This window comes from Pseudomonas sp. M5A4_2d (genome assembly GCF_053345295.1).
Genome location: NZ_JBKEZW010000004.1, coordinates 35609 through 55426, shown reverse-complemented (window position 1 = coordinate 55426; position 19818 = coordinate 35609). Strand labels below are relative to the sequence as shown.

At 59.1% G+C, this 19818-nt stretch carries 16 protein-coding genes; 1 reads left to right on the top strand and 15 read right to left on the bottom strand.

Annotated elements, in window-relative coordinates; translation table 11 throughout:
- The first annotated feature begins 54 nt into the window (after window positions 1-54).
- Complete coding sequence (locus ACLBW8_RS13275) at window positions 55-951, top strand: LysR substrate-binding domain-containing protein (RefSeq protein WP_064451168.1); 897 nt, start codon at window positions 55-57, stop codon at window positions 949-951.
- A 111-nt stretch (window positions 952-1062) separates the two neighbouring features.
- Here the strand turns inward: ACLBW8_RS13275 and ispD are convergent, their stop codons facing one another.
- The 15 genes from ispD to bamA form a co-directional block, all read right to left on the bottom strand.
- Window positions 1063-1770: a 2-C-methyl-D-erythritol 4-phosphate cytidylyltransferase gene (gene ispD, locus ACLBW8_RS13270; RefSeq protein ID WP_064451167.1), complete on the bottom strand. Its 708-nt coding sequence runs from the start codon at window positions 1768-1770 to the stop codon at window positions 1063-1065.
- A complete protein-coding gene (gene ftsB, locus ACLBW8_RS13265; protein WP_058412406.1) occupies window positions 1767-2045 on the bottom strand; it encodes a cell division protein FtsB in 279 nt (92 codons plus the stop codon). Before ftsB ends, ispD begins: the two co-directional genes overlap by 4 nt.
- Window positions 2046-2216: 171 nt before the next feature.
- Window positions 2217-3506 (bottom strand): phosphopyruvate hydratase, encoded by a 1290-nt coding sequence (gene eno / locus ACLBW8_RS13260; RefSeq protein ID WP_064451166.1) that lies wholly within the window; start codon window positions 3504-3506, stop codon window positions 2217-2219.
- 157 nt (window positions 3507-3663) lie between these two features.
- Window positions 3664-4509 (bottom strand): 3-deoxy-8-phosphooctulonate synthase, encoded by an 846-nt coding sequence (kdsA, locus tag ACLBW8_RS13255; protein ID WP_064451165.1) that lies wholly within the window; start codon window positions 4507-4509, stop codon window positions 3664-3666.
- 5 nt (window positions 4510-4514) lie between these two features.
- Window positions 4515-6146, bottom strand: a complete 1632-nt coding sequence (locus ACLBW8_RS13250; protein ID WP_064451164.1) for a CTP synthase — start codon at window positions 6144-6146, stop codon at window positions 4515-4517.
- Window positions 6147-6419: 273 nt separating this feature from the next.
- The gene (tilS, locus tag ACLBW8_RS13245) at window positions 6420-7739 is read right to left on the bottom strand and encodes a tRNA lysidine(34) synthetase TilS (RefSeq protein WP_447805543.1); all 1320 of its coding nucleotides are present in this window, start codon (window positions 7737-7739) and stop codon (window positions 6420-6422) included.
- 207 nt (window positions 7740-7946) lie between these two features.
- A complete protein-coding gene (locus tag ACLBW8_RS13240) occupies window positions 7947-8894 on the bottom strand; it encodes an acetyl-CoA carboxylase carboxyltransferase subunit alpha (RefSeq protein ID WP_064451162.1) in 948 nt (315 codons plus the stop codon).
- 129 nt (window positions 8895-9023) lie between these two features.
- The gene (gene dnaE, locus ACLBW8_RS13235) at window positions 9024-12545 is read right to left on the bottom strand and encodes a DNA polymerase III subunit alpha (protein ID WP_064451161.1); all 3522 of its coding nucleotides are present in this window, start codon (window positions 12543-12545) and stop codon (window positions 9024-9026) included.
- 113 nt (window positions 12546-12658) lie between these two features.
- The gene (gene rnhB / locus ACLBW8_RS13230; RefSeq protein WP_064451160.1) at window positions 12659-13291 is read right to left on the bottom strand and encodes a ribonuclease HII; all 633 of its coding nucleotides are present in this window, start codon (window positions 13289-13291) and stop codon (window positions 12659-12661) included.
- Complete coding sequence (gene lpxB, locus ACLBW8_RS13225; RefSeq protein ID WP_064451159.1) at window positions 13288-14427, bottom strand: lipid-A-disaccharide synthase; 1140 nt, start codon at window positions 14425-14427, stop codon at window positions 13288-13290. The genes rnhB and lpxB overlap by 4 nt, the downstream gene beginning before the upstream one ends.
- Before the next feature lie 2 nt (window positions 14428-14429).
- On the bottom strand, window positions 14430-15206 hold the full coding sequence (lpxA, locus tag ACLBW8_RS13220; RefSeq protein ID WP_053254744.1) for an acyl-ACP--UDP-N-acetylglucosamine O-acyltransferase: 777 nt from the start codon (window positions 15204-15206) through the stop codon (window positions 14430-14432).
- Window positions 15203-15643 carry a 3-hydroxyacyl-ACP dehydratase FabZ gene (fabZ, locus tag ACLBW8_RS13215; RefSeq protein WP_003172281.1) on the bottom strand — a complete coding sequence of 147 codons (441 nt, stop codon included), beginning with the start codon at window positions 15641-15643 and terminating at the stop codon, window positions 15203-15205. Before fabZ ends, lpxA begins: the two co-directional genes overlap by 4 nt.
- A gap of 111 nt (window positions 15644-15754) precedes the next feature.
- Window positions 15755-16810 carry a UDP-3-O-(3-hydroxymyristoyl)glucosamine N-acyltransferase gene (gene lpxD / locus ACLBW8_RS13210; RefSeq protein WP_064451158.1) on the bottom strand — a complete coding sequence of 352 codons (1056 nt, stop codon included), beginning with the start codon at window positions 16808-16810 and terminating at the stop codon, window positions 15755-15757.
- Window positions 16811-16813: 3 nt separating this feature from the next.
- A complete protein-coding gene (locus tag ACLBW8_RS13205; RefSeq protein WP_003189173.1) occupies window positions 16814-17317 on the bottom strand; it encodes an OmpH family outer membrane protein in 504 nt (167 codons plus the stop codon).
- Between the two features lie 45 nt (window positions 17318-17362).
- Window positions 17363-19750, bottom strand: a complete 2388-nt coding sequence (gene bamA, locus ACLBW8_RS13200; protein WP_053254742.1) for an outer membrane protein assembly factor BamA — start codon at window positions 19748-19750, stop codon at window positions 17363-17365.
- Window positions 19751-19818 lie beyond the last annotated feature (68 nt).

The following is a 19818-nucleotide window of genomic DNA, read 5'->3' as shown; positions in this document are numbered from 1 at the left end:
TGATTAATAATTCAGGCAAAAGCAAAACTTTATTGCTGTACAGGGATAATCAACATGTTGGAAAACCGCTGGGAAGGCATCGATGAGTTCGTCGCCGTGGCCGAATGCAGCCAATTCACAGCGGCGGCCGAGCGGCTGGGGGTTTCGTCGTCGCACATCAGCCGGCAAGTGGCGCGCCTGGAAGAACGGCTGCAAACGCGGCTGCTGTATCGAAGCACGCGCAAGGTGACCCTGACCGAAGCCGGCCAGACCTTCCTGCAGCACTGCCAGCGCTTGCAGGACGGTCGCGAAGAAGCCTTGCGCGCGGTGGGCGACCTCACCAGCGAACCCAAGGGCATGTTGCGCATGACCTGTGCGGTGGCGTACGGCGAGCGCTTTATCGTGCCGTTGGTCACGCGATTCATGGGGCTCTATCCGCAATTGCGCGTGGACATCGAGCTGAGCAATCGCCAGTTGGATTTGGTGCATGAAGGCCTGGACCTGGCGATCCGGCTGGGTCGCCTGCAAGACTCGCGCATGGTAGCCAGTCGCCTGGCGCCTCGACGCATGTACCTGTGCGCGTCGCCGTCCTACCTGGCTCGGTATGGTCGGCCACATAGTTTGTCGGAATTAAGTCGGCATAACTGCCTGATTGGTAGCTCGGACATTTGGCAACTGGCGCAGGATGGGCGCGAATTTTCCCAGCGGGTGCAAGGCAACTGGCGCTGCAACAGTGGGCAAGCGGTACTGGATGCCGCATTGCAAGGCGTAGGGTTATGCCAGTTGCCGGACTATTACGTGCTGGAGCATCTGCACAGTGGTGCGCTGGTGTCGTTACTGGAAGCGAATCAGCCGCCGAACACGGCGGTGTGGGCGTTGTATCCGCAGCAACGGCATTTGTCGCCGAAAGTCAGGAAGCTGGTGGATTTTTTGAAGGAGGGGTTGGCTGAGCGGCCGGAGTACAGCGCGTAATTTGGGGCGACTGTTCGGGCCTCATCGCGGGCAAGCTCGACTCCCACAGGGAATTGCATTTCAACTGTGGGAGCTGGCTTGCCTGCGATGAAGTCGACGCGGTGTCACTGACTATCTGCGGTTCGCCCACCGCAACCTGAGCCACTCCAGGTCTTCGGGACGAGTGACCTTGATGTTGTCCGCGCGCCCTTCGATCAGGCGTGGTGCCTGGCCAGACCATTCCATGGCCGAAGCTTCGTCGGTGATCACTGCGTCTGCGACCAGGCTGTCGGCCAAGGCACGGTGCAAGGCGCCCAGGCGGAACATCTGCGGCGTGTACGCCTGCCAGATCAGGCTGCGATCCACGGTTTCCACCACGCGGCCGTGCTTGTCGACACGCTTGAGGGTGTCGCGCGCCGGTACGGCGAGCAAGCCGCCGACCGGATCATCCGCGAGTTCCGCCAACAGCTTGTCGAGGTCATCACGGCTCAGGTTAGGGCGCGCGGCATCGTGCACCAGCACCCAGTCGTCATCGCTGGCGCCGAGTGCATTGAGTTGCAACAACGCATTGAGTACTGAACCCGAGCGCTCGTCGCCGCCGTCCGCGCGCACAATGCGAGAGTCGTTGGCACTCGACAGGCTTGGCCAATAGGGGTCATCTACCGCAAGACTGATCACCAGCCCCTTGAGGCCAGGATGATCGAGAAAACAGCCGAGGCTGTGTTCGAGAATAGTGCGCCCGCCCAGTTGCAGGTACTGCTTGGGACGGTCCGCGGCCATACGGGCACCGACGCCCGCGGCAGGAATCACGGCCCAGAAGGCCGGTAAAGACTGATTCATTGGGCCAACTGGTAGAGGGTTTCGCCCTCCTTGACCATGCCCAATTCATGACGAGCCCGCTCTTCAACGGTCTCCGTACCTTTTTTCAGCTCAAGCACTTCGGCATCGAGGACGCGATTGCGCTCCAGCAGGATTTCGTTTTCGGCGTGCTGATCGGCAATTTGCTGGGTCAGCTCTTTCACCTGCGCAAAGCTGCCATTACCGACCCATAGGCGGTACTGCAGGCCAGCCAGCAATAAGAGCAAGACGAGGAACAACCAATTGGGACTGCGCATCGAAATCCGGGTATCCAGTAAAAAAAGACAGCCATGCAAAACTTTTGAAGCAACTGATAGCACGAAGCCTGGATGAACCAGGCTTGTGCTTGATAGCCATCAGATTAGCGTCGAAATTCACTCTATCGAGATTTTTCCGACGCAACCCGTCGACTTTTTACCATTTAACACTCAGCCGCGAAACTCGCTGCGACCGTTGTACTTGGCTTTACCTGCCAGTTGCTCTTCGATACGCAGCAATTGGTTGTACTTGGAAACGCGGTCGGAACGGCACAGGGAACCGGTCTTGATCTGGCCGGCCGAGGTGCCCACTGCCAGGTCGGCAATGGTCGAATCTTCGGTTTCGCCGGAGCGGTGCGAGATCACGGCGGTGTAGCCCGCAGCCTTGGCCATCTGGATGGCTTCCAGGGTTTCGGTCAGGGTGCCGATCTGGTTGAACTTGATCAGGATCGAGTTGGCGATCTTCTTGTCGATGCCTTCTTTCAGGATCTTGGTGTTGGTCACGAACAGGTCGTCGCCGACCAGTTGGATTTTCTCGCCGATCTTGTCGGTGAGGACTTTCCAGCCCGCCCAGTCAGACTCGTCCAGGCCATCTTCGATCGAGATGATCGGGTAGCGCTCGGTCAGGCCTTTGAGGTAGTCAGCAAACCCTTCGGAGGTGAACACATGGCCTTCGCCGGCCAGGTTGTATTTACCGTCCTCGTAGAACTCGCTCGCGGCGCAGTCCAGGGCCAGGGTCACGTCGGTGCCCAGCTTGTAGCCAGCGTTGGCCACGGCTTCGGAGATCACTTTCAGTGCATCTTCGTTGGACGCCAGGTTCGGTGCGAAACCCCCTTCGTCACCCACAGCGGTGCTCAGGCCACGGGCCTTCAACACAGCTTTGAGGTGATGGAAAATCTCGGTGCCCATGCGCAAGCCTTCGGAGAAGGTCTTGGCGCCAACCGGCTGCACCATGAATTCCTGGATGTCGACGTTGTTATCAGCGTGCTCGCCACCGTTGATGATGTTCATCATCGGCACCGGCATCGAGTACACACCCGGAGTGCCGTTCAAGTTGGCGATGTGGGCGTACAGCGGCAGGTCCTGATCCTGTGCGGCGGCCTTGGCAGCGGCCAGGGACACGGCGAGGATGGCGTTGGCGCCCAGGCTGCCTTTGTTTTCGGTGCCGTCGAGCTTGATCATCGCGTGGTCCAGGGCTTTCTGGTCCAGCGGGTCCTTGCCCAGCAACAGGTCACGGATCGGGCCGTTGATGTTGGCTACAGCCTTGAGTACACCTTTGCCCAGGTAACGGCTCTTGTCGCCATCACGCAGTTCCAGCGCTTCGCGCGAACCGGTAGAAGCACCGGACGGCGCGCAGGCGCTGCCGATGATGCCGTTATCGAGAAGCACGTCGGCTTCGACGGTGGGGTTGCCACGGGAGTCGAGAACTTCACGACCTTTGATGTCGACGATTTTTGCCATTGTTGTAAACACTCCAAAGTTGACGAAAACGACGCAGCTGAAGGAAATCTTTTGACCGACCGCAAGGGTGGAACAACGGGGCAGGCTTGCAGGCGACAAGGCTCAGGCCCGCAGGCCTGAGCGTAAAGCGAGGGAAAGTCTACCGGAGAAATGGCGCTTACGCGGTCTCTACCGTCGGAAAACTCTTGACCAGTTCGTCCAACTGCTTGAGCTGGGCCAGGAATGGCTCCAGCTTGTCCAGGCGCAGGGCGCAGGGACCGTCGCATTTGGCGTTGTCCGGGTCCGGGTGGGCTTCCAGGAACAGGCCCGCCAAAGACTGGCTGATGCCGGCCTTGGCCAGGTCCAGTACCTGGGCACGCCGCCCGCCAGCGGAATCGGCACGACCACCGGGCATTTGCAGCGCGTGGGTCACGTCGAAGAACACCGGGTATTCGAACTGCTTCATGATGCCGAAACCGAGCATATCCACCACGAGGTTGTTGTAGCCGAAGCTCGAACCACGCTCGCAGAGGATCAACTGGTCGTTACCCGCTTCCACGCACTTGCTCAGGATATGTTTCATTTCCTGAGGCGCGAGGAACTGGGCTTTCTTGATATTGATCACAGCGCCGGTCTTGGCCATGGCGACCACAAGGTCGGTCTGGCGCGACAGGAAGGCCGGCAGCTGGATGATGTCGCACACCTCGGCGACCACGGCAGCCTGTTCAGGCTCGTGGACGTCGGTGATGATCGGCACGCCGAAGGCTTGCTTGATGTCCTGGAAGATCCGCATGCCTTCTTCAAGGCCTGGGCCGCGATAGGAGGTCACGGACGAACGGTTGGCCTTGTCGAAGCTGGCCTTGAACACGTAAGGGATACCGAGTTTCTCGGTCACCTTGACGTACTCTTCACAGACCTGCATCGCCATGTCGCGGCTTTCCAGCACGTTCATGCCGCCGAACAGCACCATGGGCTTGTCGTTGGCAATCTCGATGTCGCCTACGCGAATGATCTTCTGGGCCATCAGGTTTACGCCTTCTTCTGATGTTGCGTCAGTGCTGCTTTAACGAAACCGGTGAACAACGGGTGACCGTCGCGCGGGGTCGAGGTGAACTCAGGGTGGAACTGGCACGCCACGAACCACGGATGATCCGGCGCCTCGACCACTTCCACCAGCTTGCCATCACCGGAGCGACCAGAGACTTTCAGGCCGGCTTCTTTGATCTGCGGCAGCAGGTTGTTGTTCACTTCGTAGCGGTGACGGTGACGCTCGACGATCACATCCTTGCCGTAGCAATCGTGAACCAGCGAGCCCGGCTCCAGCAGGCAGTCTTGCGCGCCAAGGCGCATGGTGCCGCCCAGGTCGGAGCTTTCAGTACGGGTCTCAACAGCGCCGGTGGCATCTTCCCACTCGGTGATCAGGCCTACGACTGGGTGGCCGCTGGCGTGATCGAACTCGGTGGAGTTGGCGTCTTTCCAGCCCAGCACGTTGCGGGCGAACTCGATAACGGCCACTTGCATGCCCAGGCAGATACCCAGGTACGGCACCTTGTTTTCACGCGCGTACTGCACAGCGGTGATCTTGCCTTCCACGCCACGCAGGCCGAAACCGCCGGGAACGAGGATCGCGTCAACGCCTTCGAGCAGGGCGGTGCCCTGGTTCTCGATGTCTTCGGAATCGATGTAGCGCAGGTTGACCTTGGTACGGTTACTGATACCGGCGTGGCTCATCGCTTCGATCAGCGACTTGTACGCGTCCAGCAGCTCCATGTACTTGCCGACCATGGCGATGGTGACTTCGTGCTCAGGGTTGAGCTTGGCATCAACCACAGCTTCCCACTCGGACAGGTCCGCGCCGTTGCACTGCAGGCCGAAACGCTCGACCACAAAATCATCCAGGCCTTGCGAATGCAGGATGCCCGGGATCTTGTAGATAGTGTCGGCGTCTTCCAGGGCAATCACCGCACGCTCTTCAACGTTGGTGAACTGCGCGATCTTGCGACGCGAGGAAATGTCGATCGGGTGATCGGAGCGGCACACCAGCACGTCCGGCTGCAGGCCGATGGAACGCAGTTCCTTGACCGAGTGCTGGGTTGGCTTGGTTTTGGTTTCACCGGCGGTAGCGATGTAGGGCACCAGCGTCAGGTGCATCAGCATCGCGCGCTTGGCGCCGACTTCGAAACGCAACTGGCGTATGGCTTCGAGGAACGGCTGGGATTCGATGTCACCTACGGTGCCACCGATCTCGACCATCGCCACGTCGGCATCGCCTGCACCCTTGATGATGCGGCGCTTGATTTCGTCGGTGATGTGCGGGATCACCTGGATGGTTGCACCCAGGTAGTCACCACGGCGCTCCTTGCGCAGCACGTGCTCGTAGACACGGCCGGTGGTGAAGTTGTTGTTCTGGGTCATGGTCGTGCGGATGAACCGCTCGTAGTGGCCCAGGTCCAGGTCGGTCTCGGCGCCGTCGTGTGTGACGAACACTTCACCGTGCTGGAACGGGCTCATGGTGCCCGGGTCAACGTTAATGTACGGGTCCAGCTTGAGCATGGTGACCTTAAGTCCCCGCGCCTCCAGGATGGCCGCCAATGAAGCGGAGGCAATGCCTTTCCCCAATGAAGAAACAACACCGCCCGTGACGAATATGTAGCGCGTCATGAAAAACCCTAGAAGTCTGCGTTAAAGCGGTCCGAGCCGCCGGGGAAAGCGAAGGAAGGCCGAAGCCCCCGATCACCTGCATTAATCACAGTGCACCTTTCAAAAAAACCGCCGCGTTGTGACAGACCAGCAATGAAACACCGGTACGTTGATCGCTACACATTTTTTGGAATCGCCCAGCAAAGACTGCTTGGTAATCGGCAACTGCTGCGATTCAGTCGAATCCACAGAAGTTGTATCAAGAAGGGAGCGTAGTCTACCGGAAAGGCTCTATCAGCTCAAACCTTGATCGCATCTCTGTGGCATCCAATGTAATTGCCAGTCGCCAGGCGATGTCACCCATAACCCCGCAAGGCTGGGGACAGCCAGCAATTGCTCGCCTTGGTAGAGCAGCGGCAATCTGCCACGCATGAAGCCCGGCAGCCCGCATTCGTTAAGCAAACGCTTAAGGTCACGCCGGCCTCGGCCTGGCACGTCAATGATTTCGCCGCCCTGACGATAACGGATCACCAATGGGCCTGTTGGGGCCTTGCCGGCAAATCTCAGCTGGCCATTGCCAGGTAACTCTAGAGGGTTTTGCGGCTGCGACCAGCTCACTGACGTGCCGGAAAATTCCGACCACGCGGAAGGCAGCCACCAAATGCGCTCGCCACAACGATGCAGCTGGCCGTCGGCCAGGCACCACTGCGGTTGCGCGTCGCCCTTGGCGTCGCGCAGGGAATACCAGCTGGCCCAGTGGTCACTGTCGGGTAAACGAGTAAGAGGGTTCAGCCAGTGGCGCAGGGCATTGCGCTGACGGGCATCGGAAAGCTCGCGTAACGGCGCAAGGGCCAACGACGGCAAGGACAACCAGAGAAATGACGAGGGTTGGTCGGCGGCTTGCAGGTCCATCAATGCCAATTCGTCCAGCAGGCCTTGGGCTTCGCTGAGGTGTTCAGCAGTGCGGGCCAGGCTTGCGACCGCTTGAGGCCAACGCTCCGCCAGCACCGGGACAACACGATGGCGCAGGTAATTGCGGGAAAACCGGGAATCGGTGTTGGAAGGGTCTTCTATCCACGTCAACTGGTGTTGGTGGGCGTAGGCCTCCAACTCAGCACGCGAGACATCCAGCAAGGGTCGCACCAAATGTCCATCCGCCAACGGGCGATGCACGGGCATTGCCGCCAACCCTCGCACGCCGGCCCCGCGCAGCAGGCGAAACAATAGGGTTTCAGCCTGATCGTCGCGGTGCTGGCCGGTGAGCAACACTTCCCCCGCCCCGGTTACCTCGGTAAACGCCTGATAACGCGCATCACGCGCCGCTCGCTCAAGGCTGGCGCCCGATTGCACTTGCACACGCATCACCCGCAAGGGCACGCCTAGGCCGTCACATACCGTTTGGCAATGGCCGGGCCAGGCGTCGGCGGCAGCTTGCAGGCCATGGTGGACATGGATGGCGCTGAGCGGTGGAAGGGTTTCGGTGTTTGCCTGGGTGACTAGAAGGTGCAGCAGGACGGTGGAGTCGAGTCCACCGGAGAACGCGATATGCCAGGCCGGGGCGTTTCGCCACGGGGCCAGGGTTTGCAGGAGTTTGGCGGGTAGAGTTGGGGTCATCAAAAATACCGGCGCAGAACTGGAATACGGTAGCCAAGCATACACAAAGCAAATGTGGGAGCGGGCTTGTGTGGGAGCAGGGCTTGCCCGCGATGCAGGCAACTCGGGTTATTTGTTACACCGAGTTGATGCTATCGCAGGCAAGCCAGCTCCCACACAAGCCCGCTCCCACATTAGTACTGCATTGTCTGCCAGATCAGTGTTTGATCAGAGACCGTAGCTCATCAGGCGCTCATAACGACGGGCCAGCAGCGCCTCGTTATCGAACTTCTTGAGCATCGCCAGTTGCGAGCCCAGTTCAGCGCGGATGGTCGCCGCAGCCGCAGCCGGGTCACGGTGAGCGCCGCCCAATGGCTCGGCGATGACTTTATCAACGATGCCCAAGCCTTTCAGGCGATCGGCAGTGATACCCATGGCTTCGGCAGCGTCCGGCGCTTTTTCGGCGGTTTTCCACAGAATCGAAGCGCAACCTTCCGGCGAGATCACCGCGTAGGTCGAATATTGCAGCATGTTCAACTGGTCGCAAACACCGATGGCCAGTGCACCGCCGGAACCACCTTCACCAATCACGGTGGCGATGATCGGGGTTTTCAGGCGGGCCATCACGCGCAGGTTCCAGGCGATCGCTTCGCTCTGGTTGCGCTCCTCGGCGTCGATACCTGGGTAGGCACCCGGGGTGTCGATGAAGGTCAGGATCGGCATTTTGAAACGCTCGGCCATTTCCATCAGGCGGCAGGCCTTGCGGTAGCCCTCAGGGCGCGGCATGCCGAAGTTGCGGCGTACCTTCTCGCGCACTTCGCGGCCTTTCTGGTGACCAATGACCATTACCGGCTGGTCGTCCAGGCGAGCAATACCGCCCACGATGGCCGCGTCGTCGGAGAAGTGGCGGTCGCCGTGCAGCTCGTCGAACTCGGTGAAGATGTGCTGAATGTAGTCCAGGGTGTAGGGACGGCGCGGGTGGCGAGCCAGACGCGCGATCTGCCAGCTGGTCAGCTTGCCGAAGATGTCTTCGGTGAGCGTGCTGCTCTTGTCTTGCAGGCGAGCGATCTCATCGCCGATGTTCAGCGAATTGTCATTGCCGACCAGGCGCAGTTCTTCGATCTTGGCTTGCAGGTCAGCGATCGGCTGTTCGAAATCAAGAAAATTCGGGTTCATAAGCGTCCGTCTTGGGTCGACGGCCAAGGGGTGCCTGGCCAGCCGGTTGTCTATTCGCGCCCTACCTTAAGGGAGAGGCGCGTTTAGGTCGAGATTAAATGTTCAGTCGAGATCAGACGTATCTGACCGTCAACGGTATTGGAGGAAGACGTTGTCTCGCCCGAACTGGTCACGCAAAGCTTGAATCAAGCCATCAGCGGGATCAATTCGCCACGTCTCCCCAAACTGCAGCATGGCCTTGGCATCATTGCCGGTGTACTCCATGGTCACCGGGCACGCGCCGCGGTGGCGTTTGAGCAGGTCACCCAACCAGCGTAGCTGATCGCCTTTGAGGGCTTCGGTCTTGACCTTCAAACGCAGGCTTTCCGCCAAATTGGTACGCGCATCTTCCATGCTCATCACCCTTTTGATCCGCAGGCGCAGGCCACCGGAGAAGTCGTCGTTGCTGACCTCCCCTTCCACCACCACCATGGCGTCGGTCTGCAGCAACGACTGGGCGGAGTGGAAGGCATCGGCAAACAGCGACGCCTCGATCCGGCCCGAGCGGTCATCGAGGGTGATAAAGCCCATCTTGTCGCCCTTCTTATTTTTCATCACCCGCAGGGCGATGATCATGCCGGCGACGGTCTGGGTGTCCCGTGCCGGTTTCAGGTCGATGATGCGCTGACGGGCGAAACGGCGGATTTCGCCTTCGTACTCGTCAATCGGGTGACCGGTGAGGTACAGGCCCAGGGTGTCTTTCTCGCCCTTGAGCCGTTCCTTGAGGGTCAGCTCCTTGGCCTTGCGGTGGTTGGCGTACACGTCCGCGTCTGCTTCGACGAACAACCCGCCAAACAGGTCGGCGTGGCCGCTGTCGTGAGTGCGGGCAGTCTGTTCGGCGGCCTTGATCGCTTCTTCCATGGCGGTCAGCAGCACCGCACGGTTGCGGTCGATGTTGGCCTGATAAGCCTTCGGCTCATCATGGAAGTACGGGCCGAGACGATCGAGTGCGCCGCTGCGGATCAAGCCATCGAGGGTGCGCTTGTTGATGCGTTTGAGGTCAACCCGCGCACAGAAATCGAACAGGTCCTTGAACGGCCCATCCTGGCGCGCCTCGGTGATTGCCTCCACCGGGCCTTCGCCCACACCTTTGATCGCGCCCAGGCCGTAGATGATGCGGCCTTCGTCGTTCACCGTGAACTTGAACTCCGAGGCGTTCACGTCCGGTGCGTCGAGGCGCAGTTTCATCGTGCGCACTTCCTCGATCAAGGTCACGACCTTGTCGGTGTTGTGCATATCCGCCGAGAGTACCGCGGCCATGAACGGCGCCGGGTAGTGGGCTTTCAGCCACGCGGTCTGGTACGAGACCAGGCCGTAGGCGGCGGAGTGGGATTTGTTGAAGCCATAACCGGCGAATTTTTCCACCAGGTCGAAAATGTTACCGGCGAGGTCGGCGTCGATATTGTTGGTGGCGCAACCTTCAATGAAACCGCCACGCTGCTTGGCCATTTCCTCGGGTTTTTTCTTACCCATGGCGCGACGCAGCATGTCCGCACCACCGAGGGTGTAACCGGCCATGACCTGGGCAATCTGCATCACCTGTTCCTGATACAGGATGATGCCGTAGGTCGGCGCCAGTACCGGCTTGAGGCCTTCGTACTGGTAGTCGGAGTGCGGATACGCCAGCTCGGCGCGGCCGTGCTTACGGTTGATGAAGTCGTCCACCATGCCCGATTGCAGTGGGCCTGGACGGAACAGCGCCACCAGTGCGATCAAGTCTTCCAGGCAGTCGGGCTTGAGCTTTTTGATCAGCTCTTTCATGCCGCGCGACTCAAGCTGGAACACCGCCGTGGTTTCGGCTTTTTGCAGCAACTGGTAGGTAGGCTTGTCGTCGAGCGGGATAAACGCGATATCCAGCGGTTCTTCGTTAACCTTCGCGCGCTCGCGGTTAATCGTCTTGAGCGCCCAGTCGATGATGGTCAGGGTCCGCAGGCCAAGGAAGTCGAACTTCACCAGGCCGGCCGCCTCCACGTCATCCTTGTCGAACTGGGTTACCAGGCCGCCGCCTTCTTCATCGCAATAGATCGGCGAAAAGTCGGTCAGCTTGGTCGGCGCGATGACCACACCACCGGCGTGTTTCCCGACGTTACGCACCACGCCTTCGAGTTTGCGTGCCATGTCCCAGATTTCAGCGGCTTCTTCATCGACCTTGATGAAGTCACGCAGGATTTCTTCCTGCTCGTAGGCTTTTTCCAGGGTCATGCCGACTTCGAACGGGATCATCTTCGACAGGCGATCCGCCAGGCCGTAGGACTTGCCTTGCACTCGAGCCACGTCTCGGATTACCGCTTTCGCCGCCATCGAACCAAAGGTGATGATCTGGCTTACAGCGTTGCGGCCGTATTTCTCAGCCACGTACTCAATGACACGGTCGCGACCGTCCATGCAGAAGTCGACGTCGAAGTCGGGCATGGAAACCCGCTCCGGGTTCAGGAACCGTTCGAACAGCAGGTCATATTCCAGCGGGTCGAGGTCGGTAATCTTTTGCACATAGGCCACCAGCGAACCAGCACCCGACCCTCGGCCAGGACCTACCGGTACGCCGTTGCTTTTGGCCCACTGGATAAAGTCCATAACGATCAGGAAGTAACCGGGGAAGCCCATCTGGATGATGATATCCAGCTCGAAATTCAGCCGATCAACGTAGACCTGGCGCTTGGCGTCGTAGTCTTCGGTGGTGTCCTTGGGCAACAGAACGGATAGACGTTCCTCCAGGCCATCGAACGATACCTTGCGGAAGTACTCATCGATGGTCATGCCATCGGGAATCGGAAAGTTGGGTAGGAAGTGCTTGCCCAGCTTCACTTCGATGTTGCAGCGCTTGGCGATCTCGACGGAGTTTTCCAGGGCTTCGGGCAGGTCGCTGAACAACTCGGCCATCTCGTCGGCGCTTTTGAGGTACTGCTCCTCGCTGTAGTTCTTCGAACGACGCGGGTCATCCAGAGCGCGGCCTTCGCCGATGCACACGCGGGTTTCGTGGGCCTCGAAATCTTCCTTCTTGATAAAACGCACATCGTTGGTTGCGACCAGCGGCGCGCCCAGCTTGTCAGCCAGGGCCACGGCAGCGTGCAGGTGCTCTTCATCATTGGGGCGATTGGTGCGCTGGACTTCCAGATAGAAGCGGTCCGGGAACACCTGCATCCACTCGCGGGCCAGCACCTCGGCTTCCTGCGGGTTGCCGCCCAGCAACGCGATACCGATCTCACCCTCTTTGGCTGCCGAGAGCATGATCACGCCCTCGCTCGCTTCGGCCACCCACTCGCGCTCGATAATGATCGAGCCGTTACGTTGGCCGTCGATAAAGCCGCGGGAAATCAGTTCAGTGAGGTTGCGATAACCCACGCCGTTCATCGCCAGCAGGCTGATGCGGCTCAGGGGGTTATCCGGGTCTTTGTTGGACAGCCACAGGTCGGCGCCGCAAATGGGCTTGATGCCGGCGCCCATGGCGTTCTTGTAGAACTTGACCAGGGAACACATGTTGTTCTGATCGGTAACCGCGACCGCAGGCATATTCATGCCCACCAGGGTTTTGACCAGGGGCTTGATCCGTACCAGGCCGTCGACCAGGGAGTATTCAGTGTGCAGGCGTAGGTGAACGAATGAAGCCGGCATAGTGATCCTGTCTTAAACGTAGAAACAACAAAGCCCGGAAATCCGGCATTTAAAGCTACTGCGCTTTAAAGGCCGGATTGTACCGGGCCTTGGCAAAAACATCAGCCTCGCGACTAAACCTCGCTGAGGCTTTCCCGCGCCTCGTAAGCCAGGCGAACCGGGGCGAACGAGCGCCGATGGATCGGCGTCGGGCCCAGACGAGCCAGGGCTTCCAGATGAACGGGGGTCGGGTAGCCTTTATGGCCTCCGATACCGTAGCCGGGGTAGATCAATTCGAAAGCAGCCATTTCACGGTCACGGCTGACCTTGGCCAGGATCGACGCGGCGGCGATGGCCGGCACCTTGCTGTCACCCTTGACCACGGCTTCTGACGGCATCGTCAATTTAGGGCAGCGGTTGCCATCGATCATCGCCAGTTTAGGGGTGATGTGCAGGCCTTCCACCGCGCGCTGCATGGCCAGCATGGTCGCATGGAGAATATTCAACTCGTCGATCTCTTCGACTTCGGCACGGGCGATATGCCAGCTCAGGGCTTTTTCGCAAATCTCGTCGTAGAGCTTTTCACGGCGCGCTTCGGTGAGTTTTTTCGAGTCGTTGAGGCCGAGAATCGGGCGGTTCGGGTCGAGAATCACCGCCGCCGTCACGACGGCGCCACACAGCGGGCCGCGCCCTACTTCGTCAACACCGGCGACCAGCGCGTGAGCTTCGGCGACCAGGCTGAAGTCCAGGCCCATTTGCGTTGTCATAAAGCGTCCTGTTTTTGGCCGATCAAGGTCAATACGGCGTCAGCCGCCTGGTTCGACGCGTCACGGCGCAAAGTGCGGTGGATATCGTCAAACCCTCGGGTCTGCTCTTCACCGCCGTCGATCAACGGCAGTAGCGTTTGCGCCAGCGCTTCAGGCGTTGCATCGTCCTGCAACAACTCAGGCACCAGCAAGCGCTGGGCCAGCAAGTTGGGCAAGGAAATGTAAGGGCTTTTGACCATGCGCTTCAGAATCCAGAACGTCAGCGGCGCCAGACGATAGGCCACGACCATTGGGCGCTTGTACAGCAGCGCCTCCAGGGTCGCTGTGCCCGAGGCGATCAGTACCGCATCACAGGCTGCGAGGGCCAGGTGCGACTTGCCGTCGAGCAAGGTCAACGGCAGATTGCGCCCCTCAAGCAGCGTCTCGATTTGTGCACGCCGTTGCGGACTGGCGCACGGCAAGACGAAGCGAATACCAGGCTTCATGGATTGAAGGCGTTCGGCCGCATCGAAAAACACGCTGGCCAGGCGACCGACTTCGCCACCTCGACTGCCCGGCATCAGCGCTACGAGCGGGCCGTCGGGCAAGCCCAGTTCGGCACGCGCGGCAGCGCGGTCCGCTTGCAACGGAATGGTGTCGGCCAGCGTGTGCCCGACAAACCGCACCGGCACGCCCTTCTCTTCGTAGAACCTGGCCTCGAATGGCAACAAGGTCAGCATCAAGTCGCAGCCTTCACGGATCTTCAGCACGCGCTTCTGACGCCACGCCCACACGGACGGGCTGACGTAATGCACGGTCTTGATACCGGCCTGACGCAACTTGAGTTCGATATTGAGGGTGAAGTCCGGCGCGTCGATTCCGATAAAAACGTCAGGCCTTTCTTCGATCAGTGTCTGAATCAGTAGCTTACGCCGCGCCAACAGCTCACGCAGACGGCCTAATACTTCCACCAGCCCCATGACCGAGAGGCGCTCCATGGGAAAGTAGGAAGTCAGACCTTCGGCCTGCATGAGTGGGCCACCCACGCCAATGAACTCCACCGCAGGATGCTGGGCCTTGAGGGCCCGCATCAGGCCTGCGCCCAGAATGTCGCCGGAAGCTTCACCGGCCACCAGCGCGATACGCAGATTAGCCATGATCAGCGGGTGATGCCGCGGGTCGATGCCTGGATAGAGTCGCGGAACACCGCGACTTCCGGGAACAACGCTGCCGGCTCGGTCAGTTCGGTCAGGGCCTGCTCGACCGTCAACCCTTGGCGGTAAACCACCTTGTAGGCACGGCGCAGGGCGTGAATAGCGTCTTCGCTGAAACCGCGACGGCGCATGCCTTCGAAGTTCATGCTGCGGGCTTCGGCAGGGTTGCCGAAGACCGTGACGAATGCAGGAACGTCCTTGCCGATCGCCGTCCCCATGCCGGAAAAGCTGTGGGCGCCGATATGGCAATACTGATGCACAAGGGTGAAACCGGACAGGATCGCCCAATCGTCAACGTGCACATGGCCAGCCAGTGCAGTGTTGTTAACCAGGATGCAATGGTTGCCGATCACACTGTCATGGCCGATGTGCGCATAGGCCATGATCAGGTTGTGGTCACCCAAGGTGGTTTCGGCACGATCCTGCACGGTGCCACGGTGAATGGTCACGCCTTCACGGATGATGTTGTGATCACCGATTACCAGGCGTGTTTCTTCACCCTTGTACTTCATGTCCGGGGTGTCTTCGCCTACCGAGGAAAACTGGTAGATGCGATTGTGTTTGCCAATGCGGGTCGGACCTTTGAGGATCACGTGTGGCCCGATGACAGTCCCCTCGCCGATTTCAACACCTGCGCCGACGATCGACCAGGGGCCGACCTCAACGTCGGCGGCCAGAACGGCCGACGGATCGATGATTGCGCGAGGGTCAATCAAACTCATAGTTTGCGTTCCGCACAGATGATCTCAGCGGAGCACACCGGCTTGCCGTCCACCGAGGCCTGGCACTCGAACTTCCAGATCTGGCGCTTGCAACTGATGAACTTGGCTTCCAGGATCAACTGGTCACCCGGCGTGACCGGGTTACGGAAGCGCAGCTTGTCGGAGCCCACGAAATAGTAAAGCGTGCCATCGGCAGGCTTGAGGTCGAGCATTTTGAAACCAAGGATACCGGCAGCCTGGGCCATCGCTTCGATGATCAGCACGCCCGGCATAATTGGATGCGCAGGAAAGTGACCATTGAAGAACGGTTCGTTGATGCTGACATTCTTGTAGGCACGAATGCGCTTTTCCTCGACATTGAGGTCCACTACACGATCCACCAGCAGGAACGGGTAACGGTGAGGCAGGTATTCGCGAATCTCGTTGATGTCCATCATTTCGGGGGGAAGCCTGTAATAAAGATTGGGGGCGGGCGGACTAAACGCACGCCCCGCTAGCAAATCAAGGAGGCAGTCTAGCGGCTGTGCACACTTGATATGGAAATGGTATCAGCCTTCTGATGAAGCATTACCGCCAGGGGTCACGTCCCCAACACGCTTTTCCAGCTGTTTGAGGCGGCGAGCCATGTCGTCAAGTTGCCTCAAGCGCGCTGCACTCTTGCGCCATTCAGCCGCAGGCTGCATGGCCGTACCGGAAGAGTAGGCGCCAGGCTCGGTAATCGAGTGGGTCACCATGGTCATGCCGGTAATGAAGACGTTGTCGCAAATATCGATATGCCCCACCAGCCCAACGCCACCGGCGAGCATGCAATGCTTGCCGATCTTGGTGCTGCCGGAAATCCCGACGCATGCCGCCATGGCGGTGTGGTCGCCAATCTGCACGTTGTGGGCGATCTGGATCTGGTTATCGAGCTTCACGCCGTTACCTATCACGGTATCGGCCAAGGCCCCACGATCCACCGCGGTGTTGACGCCAATTTCCACGTCATCGCCGATCAGTACGCCGCCAACCTGGGCAATCTTGTGCCAGACACCTTTGGAATTGGCAAAACCAAACCCTTCACCACCGATCACGGCACCCGACTGAATCACCACCCGCTCACCAATACGCACGTCGTGGTAAAGCGTAACGCGAGGGGCCAGCCAACCATCGGCACCAATTTCACAGCGCGCGCCGATAAAGCAATGAGCGCCCACCGTGACACCCGCAGCAATACGCGCACCGCTCTCAATCACTGCAAAGGCGCCAATGCTGGCCGCAGGATCGACTTGGGCATCGTCAGCAATCACCGCTGAAGGATGAACACCGACGGCAGCTTTAGGCTTTGGATCGAACAGGTGCGATGCCCGGGCATACGCCAGGTAAGGGTCGGGAACCACCAGCGCATCCCCGGCAAACCCCTCGGCATCGGCAGCCTTCAGCAGCACGGCTGCTGCTTGGCTGTCGACCAGGTATTTACGGTATTGGGGATTTGCGAGGAAGCTCAACTGAGCTGGGCCAGCCTCCTGCAAGGTGGCTAGCCCAGTGATTTCTTTCTCCTTGGAGCCACGCAAGGTGGCCCCAAGGAACTCGGCCAACTCGCCGAGTTTGATAGTCGCGGTCATGGCTTACTTCAGCTGGTTCATGCGCTCGATCACCTGACGGGTGATGTCGTATTGAGGCTTGACGTCAATCACGGCGCCGCGCTCGAACACCAGGTCAAAGGCACCTTTCTTGATGACTTCTTCCACTGCGCTGTCGAGCTTCGGCTTGAGCTGCTTGAGCATTTCACGGTCAGCAACGGCTTTGGCTTCGTTCAGCTCCTTGGACTGGAACTGGTAGTCACGGGCCTTTTGCTTGAACTCGAGCTCCAGACGCTCACGCTCGCCTTGCTGCATCTTGTCGCCACCCGCTACCAAACGGTCCTGGATGCCCTTGGCGCTGCTTTCCAGAGTCTTGAGCTTGGTCAGTTGCGGACCGAACTTTTTCTCGGCATCCACGGCGTATCGCTTGGCGGCGTCGGATTCCAGCAGAGCCATCTGATAGTTCAGAACGGCGATTTTCATTTCGGCGAAGGCCGGTGTGGTTACCAGCACAGTGGCCAGCAGAACCAATTGAGTCAACTTACGCACGATGTACTCCTACAGAATCCGTTGTCGTTATCTTGGGTCAGACGCTTAGAACGTCTGGCCGAGGGAGAATTGGAAAATCTGGGTTTCAGCGTTATCCGGTTTCTTGATCGGCATGGCCAGAGCAAAGCTCAATGGGCCAAGCGCGGTCACCCAAGTGACACCCACACCTACGGAGCTGGCGAGGTTGCTCAGGCTGATGTCGTTGCACTCAGTCTGCGACTTCACGCCACTCGGGTTGGTGATCTGCTGGCACTTGGAGTCGAACACGTTACCCACGTCCCAGAAGAGCGAGGTCCGCAACGAACGCTGATCCTTGACGAACGGCAGTGGGAACAGAAGCTCCGCACCACCCTGGATCAGCACGTTACCACCGAATGCCAGAGGGTCATTGTTGGAGTCAACGGTAGTGCCTTGGTTACCGGTTACCGCTTGACCACGGCTCGGCGTACCACGTGGGCCCAGGGTACTGTCCTTGAAACCACGAACCGAGTTGAAACCGCCTGCATAGTAGTTCTCGTAGAACGGCAATCCACTGGTCGAACCATAACCATCGCCATACCCCAACTCAGTGTGCAGGCGCATGGTGTAGTTATCGCTCAGCGGCTGGAACAACTGGCCACGGTAGTCGAGCTTGAAGAACGACAGGTCGCTGCCCGGTGTGGTGGCTTCTGCAGTCAGGCTTTGAGAATGACCACGGGTCGCCAGCACACCTTTGTTCAGGGTGGATTCCGACCAACCGACCGAAGCCTTGAAGTTCAGGAACTGATCACCTTCTCGGCGCACGAAGTCGAAGATCTCATCCGTGGTGTACACACCCGTCTTGATCTTGTCCTGCTGCGCGGTAAAGCCGAAGGTCAAGCGCGAAGTCTCGCTGATCGGGTAACCGATATTGACACCGGCACCGAGGCTGTCGATCGCATAGCTTGCAACGTCAACGTTGAGGTCTTTGTAGTCGGTGGTGCGGTAGAAGGCATTGTAGCCCAGGCTCACACCATCAGCTGTCCAGTAGGGGTCGACATAACCGAAGTTATAGCGGCTCTGGTATTCGCTTCGGGTCAGGCCAATGGAGACCTTGTTACCGGTACCGAGGAAGTTGTTCTGGGTAATCGAACCACCGAGGATAAGGCCGGCACTCTGTGCGAAACCAACGCTGGCGGTGATCGAGCCCGACGCTTGCTCTTCAACGGCGTAGTTCACGTCAACCTGGTCATCCACACCCGGTACGGCCGGGGTTTCGACGTTGACTTCCTTGAAGAAGCCCAGGCGCTCAAGACGGGTCTTGGACTGGTCGATCAGGTAAGTCGACGCCCAGCCACCTTCCATCTGGCGCATTTCACGACGCAGCACTTCGTCCGCAGACTTGGTGTTGCCACGGAAGTTGATGCGGTTCACGTAGGCACGCTTGCCCGGGTCGACAACGAAGGTGATGTCCACTGTGTGGTCTTCATCGTGCGGGGTAGGCACGCCGTTGACGTTGGCGAAGGTATAGCCTTCGTTACCCAGACGACGGGTGATCAGCTCGGAGGTCGTGGTCATCAGCTTGCGCGAGAAAACCTGGTCTTTCTGCACCAGCAACAGGGACTTGACCTGGTCTTCAGGGACTTTCAGGTCGCCGCTGAGCTTCACGTCACGAACGGTGTACTTCTCACCTTCGTTGACGTTGACGGTGATGTAGACGTGCTTTTTATCCGGGGTGATGGACACCTGGGTCGAAGCGATATCCATGTTGATATAGCCACGGTCCAGGTAGTAGGAACGCAGACGCTCCAGGTCACCGGACAGCTTTTCACGGGCATACTTGTCATCGTTCTTGAAGAACGACAACCAGTTGGTGGTCTTGAGCTCGAACAGGTCAATCAGGTCGTCGTCAGCGAACTTGGTGTTGCCCACCACGTTGATGTGCTGAATCGCCGCCACGGTGCCTTCGTTGATGTTGACCTTGAGGCCGACACGGTTACGAGGCTGCGGGATCACTTCAGTTTCCACGGTCGCGGAGTAGCGGCCCTGGGCAACGTACTGGCGTTGTAGTTCGTTACGCACACCCTCAAGGGTGGCGCGCTGGAAGATCTCGCCCTCGGCCAGGCCGGATTGCTTGAGGCCCTTCATCAAGTCTTCAGTAGAGATCGCCTTGTTACCCTCGATCTGGATACTGGCGACGGAAGGTCGCTCAACGACAGTGATGACCAGGACGTTGCCTTCGCGACCCAGTTGGATATCTTGAAAGAACCCGGTTTTGAACAGCGCACGAGTGGATTCCACCAGGCGACGATCATCCGCCTGTTCCCCGACGTTCAACGGCAAGGCACCAAAGACGCTCCCTGCGGAAACCCGCTGGAGGCCGTTGACGCGAATATCGGAGATAGTGAAGGACTCGGCGTGAACTTCGGCGATCATCAATACGGTGAGAACCGCAGTTAGCAGCAGACGTTTCATGAAGTCCTTTCTTATTCCAACTGGCAATAAACAAACTGCCGCAAAATGCGGCAGATTCGCAATTCAGC